Here is a 24238-nt window from a genome sequence, read left to right on the forward strand (position 1 = left end):
AATGCTTAATGCACAATTAGAAAAATTACAGCAAGATATTAGCAAAACCATTTCTTGGGCCCTTTCTGAAGATTTAGGCGCCGTTGATGATGCCATGCCTCAAGCTAGCCATGATATTACTGCTATGCTCATTCCTGAGAATGAACAAGCTGTCGCTACTGTAATTACTCGTGAAGATTGTATCGTTTGTGGCGTTGCTTGGGTTAATGAAGTCTTCAAGCAACTTGATGCGTCATTAAATAGCACAGCTGAGCAAGCGACTAACTCTTTACCTACCAGAATTACCTGGTTTGTTAATGACGGTGAGGCCGTTGCGGCCAATAGCACTTTATTCGAATTAGAAGGTAATGCTCGTACTTTGTTAACCGGTGAACGTGTTGCGTTAAATTTTTTGCAAACCTTATCAGGCACAGCGACCTTAACTAGCAAGTATGTAAAAGAACTTGCCGGTAGTAATACTAAGCTGCTTGATACTCGTAAAACGCTACCTGGTTTACGTAGCGCACAAAAATATGCGGTGCTTTGTGGTGGTGGCGTAAATCATAGAATTGGTTTATTCGATGCCTTTTTAATAAAGGAAAACCATATCGCCGCTTGTGGCGGTATTAGCCAAGCAGTTGCTACTGCTAAGAGTAATCACAGTGATAAAACCGTTGAAGTAGAAGTAGAGTCTCTCGATGAGCTTGAGCAAGCACTTAGTGCTGGCGCTGACATTATCATGTTAGATAACTTCAGCCCGACGATGATAGAGCAAGCTGTAACAGCGACACGCGGAAAAGCCAAGTTAGAAGTTTCTGGTAATATGACCATAGAGATTTTGCAAGAATACGCCAAAGCGGGCGTTGATTACATATCAAGTGGCGCATTAACCAAACATGTTAATGCCATTGATTTATCAATGCGTTTTAAGTAACGCTCTGCTAATTTACAATAAAAAAGCGGTAAGTATTTTATGTTTACCGCTTTTTATTTATGAAAAATTTATCTTGGCTGCTTAAGCTTAAGTGCCCATCAAGCCCCAGACAAAAGCAATAAGTCCTGTTACCAATATCATCATGCTATATATGGTGCCAATAATAGTAAACTTCACTAAGGTGAAAAAGTAGCCCTGTTTATAAACTTTTTTCTGCATTAAGAATAAATATATGGGTATCCAAAGTAACAAACCACCAGCAACAACACCAAAAAAGTTAGCTATGCTTGGGCTTGTCGGCTCCAGATAGTCATCTAATAGCTCCAGCATTTCAGATAACAGTATGGCTATAAAAATAAAACTGTGACTGTGCAGGGCAACCGTCAAATGCTCCATATATAAGCGCTTAGAGAAAATAAACATTATTTTTAGTAAGAACGCAAACAGTGGCAATAAGATGAACATCAGTTGTGGTAATTTACCGATAATCTGCTCAATTAACGGCCCGGTATCTGAGTTAAATGCTTTTTCAAATTTACCCGTTAATTCTTTCGAAAAAGTACTGAGTTTTTTATTATGCTCATCCGATAAAAAATCAAATGTTATTGTACCATCGCCATTATTACCGATAGTTAAATCGGGTTCTTCTTCGCTGTCAACTTCACCTTTTTTCGCTTTAACCCTACTAGTAATTAAGGCATCAAAGCGAGCTTGTTCATCTTCCGGTAAATCTCCTTTTACCTTATCAAACTCTAATTCAACCAGTTTGCGGGTTATCTTAATGATTTTCTTATTATTACCAACACCGTAATCACTATTCAAATCACTTAGGTAGCCATTAAATGTTGCTATATCAGCCTTTAACCTAGCCTCTTCATCATTACTTTCAATAACACCTTCCACATCCACTTTCGGGATTTTCTCTAACTCAATTTTATCGACTTTGAGCGATTTTATATGACCTTTAACTTGCGTAATTAGCGCCTGTTTATCATTAATATTAATGACTTTGTTATTATCGCCGCCAATAAAAAAATTTAAGGTGAGAAAGAAGATAATACTAATAAATAAATATAATCGTATTGGCGGCACATAATGCACTCTTCTGCCGGCGAAATATTCATTGGTTATAAAAGCAGGTCTAGTCACTAATGGCCAAACAGTTCGACTAGCACGAGAATCAAAACTAAGAATATCATCGAGTAAATGCATAATCACTACCCAGAAGTATTTCAACTTTGAGTCAGCTTCTTGACCACAATTTGCACAATAAGGGCCATTTAAGGGCTGATGGCAGTTCTCACACTCTTTAATTTCCACGGTTGAAACAACAGCAGTTTCAGCTGCCGGCTCTGTTTCGATTAATTCGTTTGTTGGCATAATGAATAGTTATTGAATAGCGATAGACCATAAAGCATAACATTATAGTAACTTAAAATTACACGTTATTAAAAACTGTAGTAAATAAGGTGTCCTGACTGACTTATTCTGCTAAATTAATATCGAGAGGATAGATAAAATCAATGTGTTTCAACTGGCTCTATACAAACGAGCCAAGTATGCCTCGGCATAATTACCGATAAGACACATTGGAAATAAAGCCAAAATCAGGAGAATTATAATGGCGTTTGAAGTTAAATTTGAATTAACCGATTCAGACTTAGAGCATTTTCGCGATGTTATGCGCAAGGCGCAAACCAGTGCAAAGCAACTTAGTGAACAAGAAATCTTAGCAAATGCTAAAGAGCTCAGTAAAAGCATCAAAGCTAATGTCCCTGAATTTGTCCGTGAGCGAATCCAAAAATTAGAAACATTTGTTGCCATGATTGAAGATGGTGAATGGCAAATGCCTAGTGAAGAGCGCACTGAAGTATTAAGTGCTTTAGCTTATTTTAGTGACCCTGAAGATTTAGTCCCTGATCATATTCCTGTATTAGGCTTTTTAGATGATGCCATTATGATAGAGCTAGTGGCTGAAGAATTTAAAGATGATGTTGAAGCCTTTGAAGAGTTTTGTGCTTACCGTGAACGTGAAGAAGGCCGACATGGTGAAGAAGCTATTACTCGTGAAGAATGGTTAGATTCAAAGCGTCACGAACTTCATAGTCGCATGAGAAGCCGTCGTTCATCAAGACGCAGTGGCCGTTCATCATTTCGTTCGGTCTTTTAATAAAAAAACGCTTTAAAGTTTTTATTATTAAGGTCTTAGACTGTTAAAAATAAGCTGACGAGACACTTTCTTCGTCAGCTTATTATAAATTCCCCCGTCAAAGCGATAATAAAAATCCCTAAATATCTTTAGGCCGACCGGCATCTCCTTGGCTATAGTCACAGACCCCACTGGCAAAAATAGCCCGCAAATCATTAAGCTGCTCTGATAGGTCTATCTCGCCATACATGCCTTGTTTAACCGCCTGCTCAAATGGAATTTTATGACATTTGAAAACACTGCCCTGCCAAGGACCTTCGGCTTGAATACGACTATTAGAAAAAATGGCATAATGTTCTGCACACGCCCCTCGTTTTAAAGATTTTTTGTCCAAGTCAGGCTCATTCCAATTACCATGCCAAACCCCCTTTCCTTGAGCAAGTATCTCACCTTGATCATCAAAACAAGTATCTTGCAATTGTATAGGTTTACTTTGTGCGGCATTCAATTCCGGAAATTGTTTACGCTTTAGTAGCCATAAGTCCATTAAGTCAAACGCTTGATAAGTAGGATCAAAATCACGTTTTGCCACCCAAATGACTTGGTTATCAAAATGACCATTCGCTTGTTGTAAACGTATGCGAGTACTAAAAGATGCCGACATATGGTGCATATCAAGCTTTTCTTCTAAGTAATGGCGAACATCAATAATAGGCAGTTCAAGCTTGCCAATGAAAACCTGTCCGCCACGATAAGCCGCGGCAATTGCTTTAAGTGAAGCACTACGCCTAGGCGCACTTTGGTTGTCAATTACTTCAGTGATATTGTCACTGCCCCATAGAGACACCCAAAAAGGCATTTTCCGGCCAAATGGTATGATAATATTTTCAGCTTTCATTTGGTGCTGCTCTTTCCAACTCCCAATATTTTTATTGATATGCACAAACTCAGCTAAGGTTATCTGTTTTTGTTTTAAGGCATGCAAACCATATTGCACACCATCATTATCCCAAGTACTTTCCACTAGCCCATGTTGATCACGACTGAATAGCCAAGCCATGTCTTCCCAATAATTCCAATTGGTTTGCTCAACCACTTCATCGCTATAAAAATGTCGTAAGAAACCCTGCCTAGGGTTGTGAATAAAGGTAGATAAGCCAAAGTAGCCATTAATACATTCACTATTACCTTTAGGGAAACTTGGTACCATACCCGCCATTAATTGCGCTACAGGCTGTAAAAAGGCTATTTTTTGTGGGAAGTCTTGTAAGCTATTCATGCCTTCAAGTAATTGTCGCTGATCCCATTGCTGCCAGCGGCTATTATCCTTGGCTCGGAAGGTAAAATAGTTGTTAAACAAATCACAATCTAAGGTATAGATGGTTTGACTGACCATATCAGGATATGAATATTGCGGAATTAGGCCATCGAGAATACCACTACTATTTTGCCCAATAAGATATTGCGCTAAACCACCACCTGAGCCACCAATACCTACAGTGTATAAAGGCTCACCAAATAAACTGATAAAATGCAGTTTTACTCGACGGGCGGTATCTTCAGCCAATAACATATTGTAGGTATAACTGGTGCGATTACCACTTGAGCTGATAAGCGCATAGCCTTTTTGTACTTCGGTTAAACGACGGGTAATGGTTCTAGTCGCTTTTTGCCGACCTTGCCGAAAGCCTATGCCTGAGCCGCCATTAAACTGATAGATTAATTTTTTATTCCACAAAGAACTCACTGTACGTGTGCCAAGCTCTTCAGGTGTTATTGCCATGGCAATGGTATAGATAAAACGATTAATACTACCTTGTTCCGCACGAAATAACTCTAAAGGTCGCTTTGCATCCCTCAAAGCATCTAAGTGACTGAACTTTTTAGGAACAAGTTTGGCTAATTTATCATCTTGATTTAAATAGTAAAACTGTAAATGGCTTTTGAATAAACAATCTTTTGAGTAGCCTATAACATTATTACGCTGTATTAAATCCTCATAGACAGGCACACCAAAACCTTCTTGGTTATCAACCAAAGGCTGACCTATATTTGAATCTATGGTCATACAATAAAAAGGGTATTGTTTGGGCCCTGAATACAACGAATTACTGGGACCAACATCGCCTAAATTAATAGGAAAATGAAAGGTTTCCTTGGGTCGACTAACTTGACTAATATGTGGAGAAATTGGCAGTAAATAATTTTCTTCTGCCGTAGCTAGTCGTTTAACTTGCCGAAATTTATAAGGTTGTTCCGCCGGATATAACCAGACTAGAACCACTAATAGCGCAAAAATAGAGACAATAAACTTTTTCTTATGCATAGCACCACCACCGAAAAGAATTACCACACTTAATCTAAATATAGTGGAGATAATCCATCTCAGTAGAAGATATTACGCTGAAAAAGTCGTCGCTTATTTCAATTTGGCAACAAAGGTTTTTCTAAACTTGGCTAATTTAGGTGATACCACGGCTTGGCAATATTGATTTTCAGGGTTATTTTTAAAATATTCTTGATGGTAATCTTCACCACAATAAAAAATAACCGCGGGACTCACTTTAGTAACAATAGGGTCATCGAATAATTGCTCTTGGCTTATTTCTGCAATTATTTGTAGCGCTAATTCTTCTTGCTGAGCATCATGAGTAAAAATCTCAGAGCGATACTGGCTGCCGATATCGTTGCCTTGTCGATTCAATTGCGTTGGATTATGCAAACTGAAAAATATCTCCAGTATTTCACGGTAACTAATCACCTGACTATCAAACTGCAACTGCACTACTTCGGCATGGCCCGTATCTCCAGCACAAACCTGTTTATAACTAGCATTATCACTCTGACCGCCCATATATCCAGACGTTGCGCTAATAATACCGTTAACACAGTTAAATGCACTTTCAATACACCAGAAGCACCCTCCGGCCAGCGTGGTTTTTTGATGCGATTTTTCGTTCACTTGCTCTGTCATTTTTATCTGCTGCCTTAATCAATGTTTTTTATGATTTACCTCAGCCTTTATATTGATAAGTAGGCTAAAATGTCATCGTGAATTTTCGTCAATATCATTATTATACTCATATTAAGTCAGTAAGAAATATATGCCACAATTTTTCAAAAGAGCCAGCCAGATACAGGTCATTACTGCACTGCGTAGTGTCGCCATTGCCATCCAATTACTGTTAATTCTCTTTGTCAATTTAGCCTTAGCGTATCAACTACCCTGGATGCCATTGGTAAGTATTATTAGTTTAGAGATACTTTTCACGCTAAGCAGTACTTTTTATTATCGCCGCTATCCTTTAAGCGAAAAGAAAGCCAGTCAAAAAGCTATCTTGGTGCAAATATGTGCTGATATTATTTTTCTGTCACTATTGCTGTTTTTTAGTGGCGGGGCAACAAATGCTTTTGTCTCTCTATTACTTATTCCCATCGCTATTGCCGCTGTTACCTTAACGCCGCTATTACTCTCGGTAGTCGCCTCTCTAGCTATCGCTTCTTACAGCATTTTATTATGGTCATTACCTATGAGTGTTATGCACGGCAACATGCAGGGACACTTTATTGGCATGGGTATCAATTTTTTATTCTCGACCATGGTGGTTGCCATTGTGGTAGGGAAAATGGCGCGCAGTATTAATCAGCAAGAACTTGCCATAGCAGCTTACCGTGAAAACTTATTAAAACAAGATCAAGTGACTGCACTAGGGGTGGCTTCAGCACAAGTAACCCATCAATTAGCAACACCTATAGCAACGGTACAACTACTGGCCGATGAATTAAGTGAAGACTTACCTGACAATAACATTGTTATTGAGATGCAAAGCCAACTGGCTCGCTGCCGAAATAGCTTAAACGATTTTCGCGCCATGGTTTTTGATATAAAAGAACAAGTAATTAAGTCTATAAATTGCCGAGATTTATTCGATGACATAACTGATAGCGTCCGGGTAAATAACCCAGAAATAAACTTACAATTACACAAAAAAAACACCCCTGACTCGACTAAAACGGTCGCTATTAACGCTGATGCCGCTTTGTTACCCGCAATTATCAATTTAATTAATAATGCCATTAGAGCCAGCAAAGCCAATAACAGCAATGCACTTAGTCTCACTAGCCAAATTATTGAAGATAACTGGCAATTGACTATTCGCGACTTTGGTAAAGGCTTTACCTTGAAAAAGCTTAATGATTTAGGTGTTAAACCTGTGACCAGTGAACAAGGCTTCGGCATGGCCGTTTTTTTAAGTCATGCAAGTTTAGAGCGCCTTGGTGGTAAGTTAGCCTTAACAAACCATCAAGATGGTGGCGCACTAGTAACTTTAAGTTTACCTATTGCAGCAAAGGAAATACCCTCCAATAAACAAGTAAGGAGTGAGTCATGCCTCACTTAACTAGGACAAGAGCAATGACAACAGCAAAGTCAAAATTATTAATCGTTGAAGATGATGTTATTTTTGCCAACACCCTGAATAGACGGTTGAGCAAATATGGCTTTGATTGTGTGCAGGTCGATAATAATAATGATGCACTACTCGCCTGCCATAGGCACACGCCCGATTATATTTTGCTGGATATGAAATTGGCCCAGGAAAACACTCTGTCGATCATCACACCATTACGTAAATTACGGCCGAAAAGTCGTATTGTATTACTGACTGGTTTTGCTAGCATTGCCACCGCGGTTGAAGCGATAAAGCTAGGCGCTGATGACTATTTATCTAAACCAGTAGATAGCCAAACTTTACTTGCCACCCTTAAGGGCAGTAAAGCTTCAGCTATCGAAGTAGATAATCAAAGCGAGCAAACGTTATCTGCCGAGCAAGTTGAATGGCAACATATTCAGCAAGTGTTAAAAGCCAACCAAGGTAATATTTCGGCTACCGCTAGGCAGCTTTCAATGCACCGCAGAACATTGCAACGCAAGTTACAAAAACGACCTCAATCAACTTAACTGTTAGGTAATATTTTTACACAAACATTAGCCACTAGACAGATTTTCAATGCTCCGCAGAACTTTGCCAAGCAAGTTACAAAACGGCCTCAGTCTGCTTAGAGCGATCAGTTAAAAATTATAAGCAATGTGTTGATGGAATCTAACCATCAGCTCTTCTTTACTCGGCTCAATTTCAAGCTCAATCGCCATCAATTGCATCGCTTGTTCTATTTGATTTAAAAACTGACCAAAGCCATATTCACTATTATTCTCAGGGGTGGCAACAAAGATCAAATGTATGCTATCCGCTAGCTCGCCAGCACGCCACTTACTAATAATTCCGCATGGGCTTTGCTCGGGATTGTAACCCAACATTTGTAACTCGCCGACACGGGAAACTATCTCATGAATACTATAGCGAACAATAGGCACTAAACCGTTAGCAATCAGTGCACCATTATTTAAATTATAGTGCTTTGCTGCCATAGTAAAAATGTCAGTTAAGTAAGTGTATAAAGGGTTATAGGGATCTTGCGAGTGACTATCAATTTCAACTTGTTGCAACAGCTTATTACTAATATTCAAGGTAACTACGGCATAACTCATGGCGCTGTGATAAGTGGGTAATTGTACATCTTGGCTAGCATAACGTTTTTTAATTTCACGTAACTTATGAGGCTGTGTGGTGGTGCAGCCTTTATTTTTAGCAAATAAATCATAGGTAAGATGTTGATGATCTCTAAGGCGCATATCGCTTTTATCTAGCTGAATTTTTTCGCAGAATTTCTGCACCACTTGACTAACTCTACTATGAAACCTGGCAGCATTCACTCGAATTTCACTACCGGTAGCCAAAAAGAGTAAACAAACTTTTTTAGCTCTTTTACTGCCATCAAAAAACGATTTTTTAAGCTGGTGACTCTCTGGATTATAATAAAAGAGAATCTGCTGATTGGTTTGCCATTGGTGCATCTCTTGACTAAAACGCACCCGGGCTAATTTGTCGTTAGCAATAAATTGACAGTTATTAAGCTCAACTTCCTCAGTTAGTTGAAAAAATATTGTCGATAATTGCTGATAAAAATCATAATATGGCTGTGGTTTTAAAGCGCTGTATTTTCCGGAAAACCGCTGCAGCATTTCATCGGTCAAAGTAAACTCGGCTAAGATATATTGATTATCGCGGACATTACCAGGCAAATAGGCTTTGTGAGCCGCACTTCGTTTTCTAATAATTGACATCGTCATCCCTAATTTTATTCAACCGGTTAACACTGAGTTATTAACCTTTTAAGTTAGGAGCAGTATAATGAGTACAAATGAAGCTTTTGTGACTTAACCATGTCACAAATATGACAAACGCTGTAGAGGACAACATTTTGCTAAACGATCAACAAACATTAGTTGCGGCCATTAATCAGACCATGCCCTTTGGCAAATATGCTGGCAGAAAACTGTTACAGCTACCTGAGCCTTATTTGGTTTGGTTTCATAGCAAAGGTTTCCCTGAAGGTAAATTAGGCCAACAACTGGCCTTAATGTATGAGGTAAAACTCAATGGTCTAGAAGCTATGCTGCAACCTTTATTAGAGAGTTAATGCTTAACTTCAGCTAAAGTCGAACCTAAGTAAAGTTAACAGCAGCTGACTAAATCATACTAAACACCCAGCCATTAATTTCCTCTCCGGCTATTTAATATTAAATAATCGATGTTATTTCCTTAGAGTATTTTTGTCTAAAAAGTAAACGGATTAATATCTCAAGTAATAACGATTATCATTAAATTTTGTTAACAATTTGTTTTATTAGATAAACTTCTAAGCTCAAAATAACCTGTTATCTTTTTTACTATAAATCACTTTTTTGCACGGTGTATTTCTATTTTCCTTCTTGCATCGTCTGTCAAAATCATCTTAAATAACCTGTCGATTTAAAAAATTCTGCAAAATAAAATACAAAACAAAATTAGTAAATCGGCCACTCTGTAGTAATTAGAAATCTTTAGCTAATTAAGATTTCTATATATGTCATCAATTGATTTATAAGATAATTACGAGGTGTTTATGAGGTGCAGTAGATGAAAAGACAAAAAAGAGATAAATTAGGAAGAGCGCATTCTAATGGCTATCAAGCAGGCCTAGGTGGTAAAACTAAGGAGCAGTGCCCTTATCAGAACATTGGTGCTAAATCGCAATGGTTAGGTGGTTGGCGTGAGGCTATTACCGATCGAAATATGGGTTTATTTCGCTAACCAAATAAGATAGTAATAAAAATAATGCGACTCCCCGAACTATATCGTTCGGGGTTTTAATATCTACAACCAACTAAAAAACAAACTTCCACAACACCTTGATATAAAACTCCCCTCAAGATAATGCAGTATTAATTAAATAACCCGCGAGAAGCGTTGTTGATTAATATGCTTTTTCATATAAGCATCAAAGCTCATACAAATAATACGAATTAATAAACGGGCTTTTTGCTCTACTTTAATATGATTAGCAGTATTTTCGACTAAACCATCATCAATAAATGTATTCAATAGTGGTAAGTCGTCAGCAAAATATTCATTAAAATCAATATTAAATTTTTCACTAATCATTTGTTTATCTAGATACAAGTTACACATCAATTCTTGAATTACCTCACCACGTAAAATATCGTCTTCCGTTAAACTTACGCCTTTTATCTGCGCGTGCTGCCTTTCGGTAATTGCTTGATAATATTCTTTTAAGTCTTTTATATTCTGGCTAAAGCTATTACCAATAGAGCTGATTGATGACACTCCTAAACCTAATAAATCACAACCACCTCGGGTAGTATAACCTTGGAAATTACGATGCAAGGTACCATCACTTTGTGCTACTGATAATTCATCATTAGGTTTGGCAAAGTGATCCATGCCAATAAAGTCGTAACCAAAGTCACAAAGCGTTTCTATAGCCAACTTCATTAAAGCGAATTTTTCTTGAGTATTAGGCAGCCATTCATCACGTAATTTACGTTGTGCGGCAAAACGACTTGGTATATGCGCATAGCTAAATAGTGAGATACGATCAACATCCCACTCATGTGCTTTCACTAAAGTTTTCGTAAAGTTCTCAAGAGTTTGATGTGGTAAGCCATAAATTAAATCAATATTAATTGATTTAAAACCAACCGCTTTAGCATGCTGAATAAAGTTACCAATAAACTCGGTTGACTGTACACGGTTAATGGCTTGTTGAACTTTTAAATCAAGATCTTGCACACCTAAACTTAAGCGGTTAAAGCCTAAGGAATATAAGTGTTCCGCTAAGTTCATCTCAATTTCACGGGGATCTATTTCAATGCTCATTTCTAAATCATCGGAAAAATTGAATTTCTCTTTTAATAAAGATACCAGCTTAGTGATTTGTGGATGTGTTAAAAAGCTTGGTGTGCCACCGCCCCAGTGTAATTTCTTAACGGTATATTCTTCAAACAGTGGTGCCTGAAGGGAAATCTCTTTGGCTAAATATTCAAGGTAAGTATCTGCTTTGTCACGGTGGCGAGTAATAACTTTATTACAACCGCAGTAATAACAAAACGTGTGACAAAATGGAATATGTACGTAAAGTGACAATTCACGATTTTGCGAGTCATCTATCGCTTTAATAAAATCATCATGTTTAAAGTCATCATGGAATTCTAACGCCGTTGGGTAAGAGGTATATCTTGGTCCACTGGTGTTATATTTATTTAATAGTTTATTATCGAAGAATTCACTTACTTTCATATTTTCGTACCATTTTATTTAGTGATCGAAAATATTATATCCTTTTCAAAAGTATGGTTATTGATCAAGCGCAATAAGCGAGCAAAAAAGAACACCAATAGCGAGGAGTAATACCCATTGCTAATCAAGGTGCATATTTCAGAGTGCACTTTGAATGGTAACGACTATAACTATTGGCACTTGTCTATAAATGAGGGATTAAGCAGCTAAACGAGTGAGTTGCTCTGCAGTGAACTGATGAAGACCATCTAAGTCTGCGACAACTTTATCATGCATGTTATTTAAAGCTGTCATGCGTTTATAGTCTTCACGCATCCGCTCTTTTTTCGTCAGTGTTTTACGGGCATCACGTATGGCTAGATCTTTAATTGCATTGTATAAGCCATAAATGCCCGGAAATTTCACTGGCATTTCCGTCATTGTTTTCAATGAAGATAACAACACAGATAAACGCCAGCAACCTTCATCAAACTCACATTGTTCTTGCTGCATCGCGCGCGTAATCAATAACACACTATCAAGTACTTTTTTATCGTGCTTATTTAATGCTTGTTGATGCTTTATTTGCGCTTGGTGTTGTTGCTCTTTTTGCTGTGTTACTTGCTTTAATAGCTTGCCGGCATAAAAAGCCAGAGCCAAGACAATTACAGCAGCAAGCAACAAAGCATACAGCCAAAAATCACTCATTAAGCTTACTCTTTCTCTTCAAAATCTGAAAAGTCGGGGCTATCTAATTTATCCCATAAGTCATCTTCGCTATCACTGCCATTTTCTTCATCACTTTCACTGGCTTCGTCTTCATCATCGAGACCTAATTCAGCTGATAATACTTGATGACGTTCCATCTTCTCATTGTAGTAATCAACTTCTTGCTCAGTTAAGGCAATATCATCTTCTTGCTTAGCTAAAATACTTTGCAATGTTTCATCTTGCTCAATAGCATCTAACTCTTGTTCTGCAGACAGTTCTGTTTTAGCTGGCTGTTCATTATCCGTATTTTCAACATAACGAATACTGGCAATACCGGCTGACTTTTGACTGTTTTGTTGTGCTTTTACTTGCTTAGCTTTTTCTACTTTTGCGACAATTTTACCTAAAGCAATAGGGGTTTTATTACCTAGGCGAGGATCTTTGTTCGTCTTTTGTTGATTATTATCTGTTTTTTCTTGTGTTGCTTCTTTTTGGCGATTACCCGCCACCTTACCCGTGGATTTACGGATGCGTTTTTCAACAGTAGCTAATTCTTGCTTACTTAACTTAGGTTTAGCTGTAGGTGCGCCACCTGGTTTTCTAGATTTTTTTGAACGAGACATAAATACAATTACTTTTTTACCAATAATGTCCGCTATTTTACGTTATTAATGGTCGAAAAACCTTAAAAAGCAGAAAAAAGACACAAAAAAAGCGCCAATAGGCGCTTTTCTTAGCTATCGATAGCTTAATCACGAATATCGATATTTGGGTGAGTATTGATTTCTCCTCCTTTAGAAATCACAGCAATATTTTCATTACAGTTTAATACTGCAATATGAGTATCATAAAAATCTCTTATGAAGTTAAGTTTGTAACCAAATTGAGTCAAACTACTAGCAGCAAACTTCTGTGCTAAGGTTAACTCTTCCCATAAATCATCGAAGTCGCCTGACGTTGGTTGTCGCCGTTCTAGCAGATCTTCTCTTTGCATCGCTAACGCCATAATCTCCATCCCAGTCCATTATGATTTTTTAAATGATATATTTTTTTTATTCTTATTATGGATGAAATTTAACCTACTTTACATATAACATCAATAGCGATTAAACTAACAACCTTGAATTAATTGGCGTCTAGCCAAATAGTTATACCTGTTTGTATCGAGAAGTTGTCACTTCGTTATGTATAACGTTTATGCCGATTGGTATTTCTGCAATAAAAGGTAAAAAACATGACACGTGTCTTGGATGAGTTATCGGCGTTATTAAAGTTAGAAGTCATTGAGCAAGGTATCTATCGAGGTCAAAGCCAAGATTTAGGCTTTAGAGCACTCTTTGGAGGTCAAGTCATGGGGCAAGCCCTCTCGGCCGCGCAAGAAACCATTGCCGCTGATCGCTCGGTCAATTCACTGCATTCTTATTTTCTTCGTGCTGGTGATGCTAGTCTGCCGGTAGTCTATGAAGTAGAAGTCATTCGTGATGGTGCAAGTTTCAGCACTCGCCGTGTCCAAGCAATACAAAACGGCAAAGCCATCTTCTATATGACCGCATCTTTTCAACATAGCGAAGGCGGCTTTGATCACCAAGATACCATGCCTGATGTCCCCGCTCCTGAAGATTTACCATCATTTACCGATTATATTAAAGCCAACCAGCAATACATTCCCGAGCCACTACGGGAAAAATTCTTAGCTGAAAAGCCTATTGATATGCGTCCGGTGCAGCAATACAACTGGCTGCAACCAAAACCAACCAATTCTGTCAGTCAAATGTGGATAAAAGCTAATGGTGATTTACCAGATGACTTAGGCATTCATACTTATATGTTGGCTTATACCTCAGATTTCCACTTTTTACCGACGGCGTTATTGCCGCATGGAGTCAGTCATTGGCAACCAAATTTCCAAATAGCCACCATAGATCACGCTATGTGGTTTCATCGTCCATTTCGCTTCGATGATTGGTTACTTTATTGTATGGATAGTCCGTCAGCAAGTAATGGCCGTGGCTTAGTACGAGGGCAAATATATGATCGTCAGGGGCAATTAGTCGCTTCAACTATGCAAGAAGGCGTTATTAGACAAAGGTAAGGTATGTGGCTATAAATTTTATCGCCACATAATTTCAAGCTAGTTAGTTCAGGCTATTTAGCGCGTTTTTGCTGTTCTAATGCTTTACGTTTTTCTACTGCTAGTGAAGTAATATGAGCTTTTAATACTGGCTCTAAACCGAGCATAAAATACACTTCAGCCATTAAAAATAATGGTCCAATGAGAAACTGGCTCAAATCATCAACAAAAGCCGGTTTCGCTTTTTCATAATGATGTCCGACAAATTGAATAATCCAACCAATAACAAACAGACCTATAGCAATATAAAACAAGTTATCAATACCACTAAATAAGTGCGCGACAAACAAATTTACTGAGATATAAACCAGCATACCCAAAGCTAATAGTCGGTGCAAAAACAAATAATAAATAGCTATAACCGCAAAAATTACCATAGCCAAGTTAAATTCTAAATTGAAGGATGTGCTTAAGACATCATCCACGCTTATTTCAAAGCCTATAGTACTTAGCATCAAGGTGACGGCCAAAACAATCAAGGGCACACCAATAAAATGGGTATTAATATTTTTTTGATTTAAATGTACACTTTTATAGCGGGCTAATTGCTCTTCAATTGATTTCATTTTAATACTCTATTTTATTAATTATTGTATGAGTTTTTTATCAGTTATTTTTCCAATCATGACCGCTGGGGTGCTGAAAAATACGTAAATCGAACTGCGGTGCAATAGCAAATAGGTGATCAAAAATATCGGCTTGGATTGCCTCATACTCAAGCCAATTGGTGGTATTAGCAAAGCAGTATATTTCCAAAGGCAAACCCGCTTGCGTCGCAGTAAGCTGCCTAACCATACAAGTTAGGTCCGCGCGGATAAGGCTATTTTGTTGTAGGTATTTGGTGATATAAGCGCGAAATGTACCGATATTAGTCAATTGTCGGTTATTGAGAGAACTCAGCGCTTGGGCAGTTTCATCATTATTTTGTTCACTGTTATTTCCTGGTCCACTTTTCGCCAGTTCTTGCTTTTTATCACTAAGGTAACCGTGTAGTAAATTGGCCTTAGTGAGCTTATTTATTTGTTCGGCACTGTAAAAATCAATACTGGCAATATCAATAATAATCGTACGCTTAATGCGGCGCGCTCCGGTGTTATACATATTACGCCAGTTTTTGAAAGAGCCGCTTATCAAAGCGTAAGTGGGTACCGTAGTAATAGTTTTATCAAAATTTTCTATTTTTACCGTACTTAAGCCTATTTCCAATACATCACCATCGGCGCCATATTCAGGTAATTCAACCCAATCACCAGCAACCACCATACGGTTTGCTGAGATTTGAATACTGGCGACCAAACCTTTGATGGTATCTTGAAAAACCAATAATAACACCGCGGTTAAAGCCCCTAAACCACTCAATAAATACACTGGTGAACGGTCTATAATAAGCGAAATAATAATTATACTGGTCACTAAATATAACGCTAATTTAATGATTTGAATAATGGCGCTTAACGGTAAAAAGCGCTGTTTGGCACTTTCTTGGTATATGCTTTTACTGACATTTAACAAAGCGCTAATACAGCGAGATATTTGAAAAGTTAACAATACCTTACTTAATACTATCAAGAGGGAATTAGCGACACTGCTAGCTTCTATAATGATAGGTGTTAAAAAAAGGATTATTACCAAGGGTAACAGCAAGGTCATGCGATTGAGCACACCATGCTCCATCAATGCATCATCCCAAGTATTTTTGCTATTGATTATCATCTTATTTATCAAGTTTAATACTTGATGTTTAGCGAGGTAATAACTGAACGCGGCAAGAAGAAATATCAAGCTGATACCAATGGCGATGGCGGCACTGGCTAAATACTTAGCACTAAGCCCTTGTTCACTCAACCAAATACTGATCAGTTCATTCATACATATCTCCTGTCATTTTCTCGGTGAGTTAATTAGCTCAGCACTAGTAAGCGTAGGTTTTATCTAATATTCTGAGCGTCATACTGCTGCCTAATTTTTTCAAGGCGGGCATCTTTCTCATGCCAAAATTGCGTTAACCATTTTTGAAAAGCAATTCTATCATTACGATCTGAAAAATTGATATGCCCTAATTCACTGGCAATATCAAAGGAATGCACTTCAATATGTACTCTTTCTACTTGTCCGCTAACAAAATCACTGAAATTAGGAATGCCATCCGGGTAATAAATAGTCACATCAACAATTTTAGTTAAATGTTCACCCATGGCATCTAAAACAAAAGACATACCACCTGATTTAGGTTTCAACAAATAGTTAAATGGTGAGCCTTGTTTTTTATGCTTTTTATCGCTGAAGCGAGTACCTTCAATAAAATTCATCACACTAACCGGTTTGTGCTTGAACTTAGCACAGGCTTTTTTGGTTGTTTCTAAATCTTTACCACGCAAATGCGGATTCTTCTTTAAAAAAGCTTGGCTATAGCGTTTCATAAAAGGGAAATCGAGTGCCCACCAAGCTAGGCCCAATATTGGTACATAAATCAGCTCTCGTTTTAAGAAAAATTTTAAAAACGGAATGTTGCCATGTAAAGCTCGTTGTAAAACAACAATATCAACCCAGCTTTGATGGTTTGCTAACACCAAATACCAGTCCTTAATTTTAAGCTCTTCTAATCCGGTCACCACAATAGTGGTTTTAGTGAATATATTTTGAATAATACTGTTAGTAGCAACCCAATTACTTGCCATCAAATCGAGTAGGTAACTAAAAATTTGTTTAGATAAACGTAATGGAATTAACGCTTTAAATAATGAAAATACTAAAATAGGCATGAGCCAAAATATCGTATTAATGATATAAAGGGAAAATGATATAAAACCGATCAGTTTGGCGGGTAAAAAATTTAGCATATATTGATAATTACTAATAATGGATAAGTGACACGGATTGCGTTATTTAATCATGATTTAGCTAATAATTATATTTTTTATTGTCTGCTCACCGTGCTATTCATTTTAATATAACGCGTTCAGTTGAAATTTTCATAGGATGAAAAGTGATCGCTTTTTTATTAAAGGGCATAAATTACACTGTTTTTTATTAAAGTAAGGCTGTAAAACGCATAGTTACCTGCATATACTTTATTAAACGTTTGAAAACATACTTTTCACCATTTATTAATAATGCATAATCATCTTTATCAATTGAGTTTTTACTCAGTTTCTTGCATACTCAAATAAGCATCAAAAACAGGAGATAAAATGAACTTCAATAGAGCCGTAATCAAAGTCGGTAGTGCCTTAGTTGCACCCACTCGCGATGGTTGTAGTGGCCAATATACCTTAGCAATTGCGCAATTTATTACAAAATGCCAGCAACAAGGTAGAGAGATCATTTTAGTTTCCTCCGGTGGTGTCGCAGCTGGCCGTTCAGTTATTCAGCATGGCTCACCAAAACTCTCCGTCGCTACTAAAAAAGCCATGGCCAGTGTTGGTCAAATGCAAATGATGGCTAATTGGCAGCGCTTCTTTGATATTCCATGTAGTCAGATACTCATTACCCAAGATGATTTAGCCGACAGAGAGCGCTTTATCAGCATTCAAGAAACCATTAAAATTCAATTGGCTAATGGTGTGTTACCTATCGTTAATGAAAATGATACCGTCACCACTAAAGATCTGACCATAGGCGATAATGACAACCTTGCCGCTTTAGTTGCCCAAGTATGTGAAGCCGACAGTTTGTTCATATTAAGTGATATCGATGGTGTCTTTACTAAAGACCCTAAAATCAATGATGATGCGGTGTTAATCCCTACTATTGATAAGATTACTGATGAAATTTATGCCATGGCAGGCACAAGTCGTAATCACCTGGCTACTGGTGGCATGAAAACCAAAATCCAAGCCGCTGAAAAGGCTGTAGAACATGGCATTAATACTTATATTGTCAACGGCACCAAAAGTGAGGTTTTTAGCGCTCTTTTGGCAGAAGTTAATCCAGGTACTCATTTTGTCGCAGATAAAGATATTATCACCGCCAAAAAGCATTGGCTAAAACACACCTTAAAAAGCCGAGGTAAGATTAGTCTTGACCAAGGCGCTGTTAATGCGGTGGTTAATAAAGGCGCCTCCTTATTACCTGCAGGTATTAAAGCCGTGACTAATAGATTTAAAGCCGGTGATGCTATCGAGCTCATTGATGCACAAAATAATGTGGTGATAGCTAAAGGCATAACTTTATATAGTCACTATGACTTGAAAAGAATTATGGGCAAACACAGTAACGATATCACCACTATTTTAGGTCATGAGCAAGGTGATGTGGTTGTACACCGCGATGATATGGTTATTCTATAAAGAGCTTTATAAAGAAATGTATAAAGCGGCTATAACCCACATTAAACTTATCGAAAAATACTGACACCAACGGGATTAATTAATTATCCCGTTGGTATTAAACAACCTTCTAAAGAGTAGCCAGATGACAGACTTTAATATCGCCACTATGGCAAAAAAGGCCAAAACAGCCAGCAGAGTTGCCGCACAGCTTAACAGTAGTGAAAAAAATGCCCTGCTAAATGCCCTTGCCACTGCTATTGAAAATAATAGTGACATTATTATTAATGAAAATAGTAAAGATATTGCTGCCGGTCGAGATAAAGGTTTATCGCAAGCCATGCTCGATCGACTGGTGCTAACCAAACAAGGTATTAAAGATATTTCATCGGCCATTCGTGAGATTGTTGCCTTAGCCGATCCTGTCGGAGATATTGATAAACTATCATTACGGCCAAATGGGATTCAAGTCGGTAAAATGCGTATTCCTCTAGGTGTTATTGCCATGATTTACGAAGCCCGACCTAATGTAACCGCCGAAGCTGCTGCTTTATGTATAAAATCAGGTAATGCGGTAATTTTACGTGGTGGCTCAGAAGCAATTCACTCCAACTTAGCAATCGCTCATTGTTTACATCAGGTATTAATAGCCCATGATGTCGATGAGAATATTGTCAGTGTCGTTCCTGATACCAGTCGTAGTGTTATTGAGCAATTATTAAAGCAAAGTGAAACCATTGATCTGGTCATCCCTCGTGGCGGTGAAGGTCTTATCCGTTATGTTAGCGAAAATAGTCGTATCCCAGTAATTCAACATTTTAAAGGCGTTTGTCATTTATATATCGATAAACATGCCGATTTAACAAAAGCCGTCGATATTTTGGTGAATGGCAAGACACAAAAGCCCAGTGCTTGTAATGCCTTTGAAACGGTCTTAGTACATGGCGATATCAGTGCTGAATTCTTACCTTTAGCAGCTAAAGCGCTTGAAGATGCTGCGCAAGTTAGAGTACATGCCTGTAAAAATAGTATTGGCTATTTTGTCCACGCTGAATTAGCAACCGAGCAAGATTATCAAGCCGAGTATTTAGCACAAGAAATAGCCGTTAAAGTAGTTACTAGCTTTAACGATGCGATTAGTCATATCAATGAGTTTACCTCTGATCATACCGAAGTCATTATCAGCCAAGATATTTCGCGTAGCCAAGCCTTTATACGCCAAATTAATTCCTCCGTTGTCATGGTCAACGCTTCTTCACGTTTTTCTGATGGCAATCAATTAGGTTTAGGCTCAGAAATAGGCATCTCAACCAGTAAGTTACATGCATACGGACCGATGGGCCTTGAAGCGTTAACTACAGAGAAATTTGTTGTCTTTGGTGATGGTCAAGTTCGACCGTAAAGCAGTATGCATACGGAACTATTGTTAGACATAGAAGCGTTAACTACAGAGAAATTTGTTGTCTTTGGCGATGGTCAAATTCGACTGTAAAGCTGTATGCCTATGGGGCTCTAATTAGACATAAAAGCGTTAACTACAGATAAAACTGTTGTCTTTGGCGATGGTCAAATTCGTCTATAAAATAATAGAGTAAGTAATAGTTTCTAAAAAATAGCTCGGCCTAAGGTTATTCAAGACCTTAGGCTCAGCATTATATTTAAATTAGCTATTGGCTTTAATGAACACGTCGAGCATTTGGTTTTTGTTTTACCACACTCAATGCTAAACGATCAGCCCATTCACCACGGTGTTGTCGCTGACAAGCCTCTTCACTATCAAAATGCACACTCTGTTTAATATTTTTAACCACTACGCCCACTTTTAATAATTGCTTTTGAATACTCAAGCGCAATACTTCATCTTGCTGCTGCGCTTTCATTGCAACTACTTCTTCATCGGTATTAAAGACACAAGTGATCACTAAGCTGGCAGGAAAATTAGTATAATTCGCTCTATGGGTTAACCAAACAAAGCCTGCTACTTCATGTAAAGAAGACTCACATGCAGCCGTTAACGCTTTACAGACATTATTATCAATTTTTTGATTGGTTTTAGTTAATTTCATCAGCAATTTTCTCAGTATTTTTTGCTATTTTAACTGCGCCTAAAAGCGAACACAATAAAATGATTTGTTTTAGGGTCTGTTGATCTTTCGAGATTACTTTTACAGCAACATGTTTGATATTTAGGCAAGGCAGAGCATGTGAAGTGTAGCTAGCTACATGAACATACGAAAACGCCGTATAAATTTCAAACAAGTTCTGCCCTTTCGGTTGATTTAAAACGAACTTACTCCTTGTTGCTCGCTTTTTTAATAGAATAACTATGATACAAAGCTCGCGCCTCGATTAAGCCCATTTTAAATTGAATAAATTTTAACCCTGAAAAATCAACAGACCCTAGCTTTCCGCTTATGTTGTTAACTTCACTACAAAAAATGAAATTCAGCCACTAATTCTTGTGATTATCTAAGTTACTGTGTATGCTACGCGACCTTTTTCTCCCAGGCATTCTCTAGGTATTAATGATGATAGGTTTCGATTACGGTACGTCCAATTGTGGTGTTGCCACTATGCGCAACGGCCAACCCCACATTATTCCGTTATTAGGTGACGAGTCATACATTGCTTCAAACCTATACGCGCCAAGCCGCGATGTAATTACTAATTGGCTCTCGCAACAATTAGTTGGCACACAACACGCTGACTTTCTCGCTGCGCGCAAAAATCAGCTACAGAAGGGCCAATCAGCACTACGTGAGTTAAAATTTGATGGCATATCCAGTGAGTTACTCTTTGGTAAAATGGCTTTAACACAATACCTTGAAGATCCAGAAGAAGGATACTACATCAAATCACCGAAATCATTTCTTGGTGCCAGTGGTCTAGCGAGCACACAAATTCAATTTTTTGAAGATATTGTCGCTTGTATGATGAGCAATGTAAAAAAGCTCACCGAGCAAGCCTTACAAAAAGAAGTCACCCAAACCGTTATCGGTCGACCGATTAATTTTCAAGGTTTACATGGCGAAGAAAGTAACCGACAAGCAATTAATGTATTAACGAATGCGGCAAAACGTGTCGGCTTTAAAGATGTTGAATTTCAATATGAACCGGTCGCTGCAGGTTTTGAATTTGAAGCTTCACTCACTAAAGAGACCCGGGTATTGGTGGTAGATATTGGTGGCGGCACCAGTGATTGTTCAATGCTACTAATGAGCCCTGATTTCAGTAATAACGATAATCGTAACGAACACCTTCTGGCACATACTGGTGGACGCATTGCCGGTAATGATTTTGATATTCAATTAGCCTTGCAAGGCATAATGCCGAGCCTAGGCATGAATAGTTTATTGAAAACAGGAAAACCTATGCCAACCGCTAATTTTAGGCAGGCATTGGCCATTAATAATATCAATGAACAAACTGAGTTTTATAGCGCCAAGAATAGACGTGAAATGGAGCTATTAAGTCGCGATGCTCAAGAGAGCGAACTAGTCTCACGCTTATTAACAGTACATGACCATAAACTGAGTTATCAACTAGTCAATGCCGCGGAGCAAGCTAAGATTGGACTGTCAGATCATGAAGAGCAAACTATTTGTTTAAATGATATTCATGACTCACTTACGGTAAGTGTTTCACGAGCAACGTTAAAACAAGCGAATATGCGAACTCTCGATAATATAGCGCAATTAATGACCTCGGCAGTGGCAGAAGCCCAGTGTCAGCCTGAAGTTATTTTTGTTACTGGTGGTACGGCAAAATCACCGGTACTGAGTGAGTTTTTACAGCAACAAATGCCTGGCGTCCCACTCGTTGTTGGTGACCATTTTGGTAGTGTCACCTCTGGATTAGCTCGCTGGGCGGAGAGAATATATCGTTAATCTTGCTATAAACAATAGCTTGATTTTCACTGCCTTTTAGCCGAAAGTAGTGACTCAAACTATAATTAAATCTTTCACAAGTCATAATTTAAAAGGAATTGCTGGTTTGATTAATTTATGTCGAGTATTAATCACTATTGCCTTAATAAGCAATTTCTCCTTTGCTAGTGAAATAGATTTGGTCCGCTACGTCGCCTCAGAAAAAAATCCAGATCGAAAAGAAAGCTATTTTATTGACTTACTGACTTTAGCCCTTGAACAAAGTAAAACGCAATACGGTGATTATCAATTGCAAGCTGTAGATATTGATATGGCACAAGGGCGCAGCTCAATCATGTTACAGCAAAACGAATACATTGATTTGACCTGGCGCATGACCTCAAAAGCTTTAGAGCAACAACTACAAGCTATCTACTTTCCTATTACCAAAGGTTTAATGGGCAGTCGAGTTTTTATTATTCGTAACAACAGCCAGTATCTATTCAAGAAAAATATGTCACTAAGGGAACTAAAAATGCTTTCTCTTGGTCAAGGGCATACCTGGCCGGATACTGAAATTTTACTAAAAAATGGCTTTAAAGTGATCGGCGGCCATGCTGATGCTTTAATAGCAATGTTAAATAAAAAACGCTTTGATTATTACCCTCGAGCCTTACATGAACCTTGGGTAGAAATAGCAGATGAATCAGAGTTGGTGGTCGAAAAGCATTTAATGTTGAGGTACCCAGCCCCGATGTTCTTTTTTGTAAATAAAAACAATAAACGTTTACAGCAAAGGTTAAACTTGGGCTTAAAAAGCTTGCTCGATTCGGGTGAGTTTGAACAGTTTTTTATCCACCACAAAATCACCTCCGGTATTTTGACTAAGGCTAAGGTTCATAAACGCACCATTTTTGACTTGCCTAACCCTTTATTATCTGAAAAAAGCAAAGCCTTGCTCGCTGATAAACGACTATGGATTGAGTTCAATTAAGGAATAAATAAAGCATAAATAAAAAACGGCGCTACTACGCCGTTTTTCGCGAATATAATATTGGTAAACTATACGGGTTTAACCAACATGGTAGTCCCAGTAACCGCAACAATAGTACATTGGCTATTAGTTGCAATCACATCAATCTCAACATCATCAGCTAAACGCGCTTGCCAATTAATGCCAGAGTAACGAATACTACCACTAGCTTTAGTGATATCGTCACTAACCGGTACTTGCAAACCTATCATATCGCTGGAATTGTCGGTTTTACTGCGTGAGTTTTGCATCTTCTTTAACGGCTTCCACAGCAACAAAGTAATAACAGCAGATAATAGTCCAACCACCAATATTTCATTTTGCCAACCGTCTATAAGTCCTAAACTGATTAGCACCCCAGTGATAGCACTGGCGATAGCAAAGAATAATAACGGGCCACTTAAGCCCATAATACCTAACTCAAGCACTAGGCTTAAACCCGCGATGGCATACCAGATAAGTTGATGGTTTTCTAAAAATGTCTGCATA

At 38.0% G+C, this 24238-nt stretch carries 24 protein-coding genes; 11 read left to right on the forward strand and 13 right to left on the reverse strand.

Translation table 11 applies throughout. The features are described 5' to 3' along the window. The first annotated feature begins 1 nt into the window (after window position 1). Complete coding sequence (nadC, locus tag HRT50_RS00165) at window positions 2-913, forward strand: carboxylating nicotinate-nucleotide diphosphorylase (protein WP_291610096.1); 912 nt, start codon at window positions 2-4, stop codon at window positions 911-913. 87 nt (window positions 914-1000) lie between these two features. Here nadC and HRT50_RS00170 read toward each other — a convergent pair whose 3' ends face one another. Further along, window positions 1001-2293: a DUF3667 domain-containing protein gene (locus HRT50_RS00170; protein ID WP_291610098.1), complete on the reverse strand. Its 1293-nt coding sequence runs from the start codon at window positions 2291-2293 to the stop codon at window positions 1001-1003. A 241-nt stretch (window positions 2294-2534) separates the two neighbouring features. Between HRT50_RS00170 and HRT50_RS00175 the strand changes: the two genes are divergently transcribed. After that, window positions 2535-3083, forward strand: a complete 549-nt coding sequence (locus tag HRT50_RS00175) for a YkvA family protein (RefSeq protein ID WP_291610100.1) — start codon at window positions 2535-2537, stop codon at window positions 3081-3083. A gap of 118 nt (window positions 3084-3201) precedes the next feature. Here the strand turns inward: HRT50_RS00175 and HRT50_RS00180 are convergent, their stop codons facing one another. Continuing rightward, complete coding sequence (locus HRT50_RS00180; protein WP_291610102.1) at window positions 3202-5415, reverse strand: DUF6351 family protein; 2214 nt, start codon at window positions 5413-5415, stop codon at window positions 3202-3204. A gap of 66 nt (window positions 5416-5481) precedes the next feature. Further along, the gene (gene msrA / locus HRT50_RS00185) at window positions 5482-6036 is read right to left on the reverse strand and encodes a peptide-methionine (S)-S-oxide reductase MsrA (RefSeq protein ID WP_291610104.1); all 555 of its coding nucleotides are present in this window, start codon (window positions 6034-6036) and stop codon (window positions 5482-5484) included. Window positions 6037-6166: 130 nt separating this feature from the next. Here msrA and HRT50_RS00190 point away from each other — a divergent pair, with 130 nt between their 5' ends. Both HRT50_RS00190 and HRT50_RS00195 read left to right on the forward strand, forming a co-directional pair. Next, window positions 6167-7462, forward strand: coding sequence for a HAMP domain-containing sensor histidine kinase (locus tag HRT50_RS00190; RefSeq protein ID WP_291610106.1), 1296 nt, complete (start codon window positions 6167-6169; stop codon window positions 7460-7462). Between the two features lie 14 nt (window positions 7463-7476). After that, window positions 7477-8022, forward strand: a complete 546-nt coding sequence (locus HRT50_RS00195) for a response regulator (RefSeq protein ID WP_291610108.1) — start codon at window positions 7477-7479, stop codon at window positions 8020-8022. A 111-nt stretch (window positions 8023-8133) separates the two neighbouring features. Here HRT50_RS00195 and HRT50_RS00200 read toward each other — a convergent pair whose 3' ends face one another. Next, the gene (locus HRT50_RS00200) at window positions 8134-9246 is read right to left on the reverse strand and encodes a DUF3083 family protein (RefSeq protein WP_291610110.1); all 1113 of its coding nucleotides are present in this window, start codon (window positions 9244-9246) and stop codon (window positions 8134-8136) included. A 110-nt stretch (window positions 9247-9356) separates the two neighbouring features. On the opposite strand from HRT50_RS00200, the gene HRT50_RS00205 reads away from it, so the two are divergent. Further along, complete coding sequence (locus HRT50_RS00205) at window positions 9357-9602, forward strand: DUF3820 family protein (protein ID WP_291610112.1); 246 nt, start codon at window positions 9357-9359, stop codon at window positions 9600-9602. A 479-nt stretch (window positions 9603-10081) separates the two neighbouring features. After that, entirely contained in the window at window positions 10082-10255 is a 174-nt protein-coding gene (rmf, locus tag HRT50_RS00210; protein ID WP_291610114.1) for a ribosome modulation factor, read from the forward strand. A 135-nt stretch (window positions 10256-10390) separates the two neighbouring features. On the opposite strand, the gene hemN is transcribed toward rmf, so the two are convergent. The 4 genes from hemN to HRT50_RS00230 all read right to left on the reverse strand — a co-directional run bounded on the left by hemN (window position 10391) and on the right by HRT50_RS00230 (window position 13457). After that, a complete protein-coding gene (gene hemN / locus HRT50_RS00215; RefSeq protein WP_291610116.1) occupies window positions 10391-11761 on the reverse strand; it encodes an oxygen-independent coproporphyrinogen III oxidase in 1371 nt (456 codons plus the stop codon). A gap of 198 nt (window positions 11762-11959) precedes the next feature. Continuing rightward, entirely contained in the window at window positions 11960-12448 is a 489-nt protein-coding gene (locus HRT50_RS00220; protein ID WP_291610118.1) for a DUF2489 domain-containing protein, read from the reverse strand. 5 nt (window positions 12449-12453) lie between these two features. After that, window positions 12454-13074 carry a Der GTPase-activating protein YihI gene (gene yihI, locus HRT50_RS00225; protein ID WP_291610120.1) on the reverse strand — a complete coding sequence of 207 codons (621 nt, stop codon included), beginning with the start codon at window positions 13072-13074 and terminating at the stop codon, window positions 12454-12456. A gap of 125 nt (window positions 13075-13199) precedes the next feature. After that, window positions 13200-13457, reverse strand: a complete 258-nt coding sequence (locus HRT50_RS00230) for a hypothetical protein (RefSeq protein ID WP_291610121.1) — start codon at window positions 13455-13457, stop codon at window positions 13200-13202. A 228-nt stretch (window positions 13458-13685) separates the two neighbouring features. Between HRT50_RS00230 and tesB the strand changes: the two genes are divergently transcribed. After that, window positions 13686-14543 (forward strand): acyl-CoA thioesterase II, encoded by an 858-nt coding sequence (gene tesB, locus HRT50_RS00235; RefSeq protein ID WP_291610123.1) that lies wholly within the window; start codon window positions 13686-13688, stop codon window positions 14541-14543. Between the two features lie 53 nt (window positions 14544-14596). Here the strand turns inward: tesB and HRT50_RS00240 are convergent, their stop codons facing one another. Genes HRT50_RS00240 through HRT50_RS00250 form a run of 3 tightly spaced genes read right to left on the reverse strand, consistent with a single transcriptional unit; the run spans window position 14597 to window position 17422 of the window. After that, on the reverse strand, window positions 14597-15148 hold the full coding sequence (locus tag HRT50_RS00240; RefSeq protein ID WP_291610125.1) for a DUF962 domain-containing protein: 552 nt from the start codon (window positions 15146-15148) through the stop codon (window positions 14597-14599). A gap of 40 nt (window positions 15149-15188) precedes the next feature. Next, complete coding sequence (locus HRT50_RS00245) at window positions 15189-16451, reverse strand: mechanosensitive ion channel family protein (RefSeq protein WP_291610127.1); 1263 nt, start codon at window positions 16449-16451, stop codon at window positions 15189-15191. Window positions 16452-16510: 59 nt separating this feature from the next. Then, window positions 16511-17422, reverse strand: coding sequence for an acyltransferase (locus HRT50_RS00250; protein ID WP_291610129.1), 912 nt, complete (start codon window positions 17420-17422; stop codon window positions 16511-16513). A gap of 351 nt (window positions 17423-17773) precedes the next feature. Between HRT50_RS00250 and proB the strand changes: the two genes are divergently transcribed. Further along, a complete protein-coding gene (gene proB, locus HRT50_RS00255) occupies window positions 17774-18871 on the forward strand; it encodes a glutamate 5-kinase (RefSeq protein ID WP_291610131.1) in 1098 nt (365 codons plus the stop codon). A gap of 91 nt (window positions 18872-18962) precedes the next feature. Next, a complete protein-coding gene (locus HRT50_RS00260) occupies window positions 18963-20252 on the forward strand; it encodes a glutamate-5-semialdehyde dehydrogenase (protein ID WP_291610133.1) in 1290 nt (429 codons plus the stop codon). Between the two features lie 274 nt (window positions 20253-20526). Here the strand turns inward: HRT50_RS00260 and HRT50_RS00265 are convergent, their stop codons facing one another. Next, entirely contained in the window at window positions 20527-20916 is a 390-nt protein-coding gene (locus tag HRT50_RS00265) for a Fis family transcriptional regulator (RefSeq protein WP_291610135.1), read from the reverse strand. A 459-nt stretch (window positions 20917-21375) separates the two neighbouring features. Between HRT50_RS00265 and yegD the strand changes: the two genes are divergently transcribed. Together yegD and HRT50_RS00275 are read left to right on the forward strand one after the other, a co-directional pair. Further along, a complete protein-coding gene (yegD, locus tag HRT50_RS00270) occupies window positions 21376-22737 on the forward strand; it encodes a molecular chaperone (RefSeq protein WP_291610137.1) in 1362 nt (453 codons plus the stop codon). 106 nt (window positions 22738-22843) lie between these two features. After that, window positions 22844-23710: a hypothetical protein gene (locus HRT50_RS00275; RefSeq protein ID WP_291610139.1), complete on the forward strand. Its 867-nt coding sequence runs from the start codon at window positions 22844-22846 to the stop codon at window positions 23708-23710. 68 nt (window positions 23711-23778) lie between these two features. On the opposite strand, the gene HRT50_RS00280 is transcribed toward HRT50_RS00275, so the two are convergent. Continuing rightward, the gene (locus HRT50_RS00280) at window positions 23779-24237 is read right to left on the reverse strand and encodes an NfeD family protein (protein ID WP_291610141.1); all 459 of its coding nucleotides are present in this window, start codon (window positions 24235-24237) and stop codon (window positions 23779-23781) included. Window position 24238 lies beyond the last annotated feature (1 nt).

Origin of the sequence: Colwellia sp. (genome assembly GCF_013215345.1) — a bacterium.
Lineage (GTDB): Bacteria > Pseudomonadota > Gammaproteobacteria > Enterobacterales > Alteromonadaceae > Colwellia.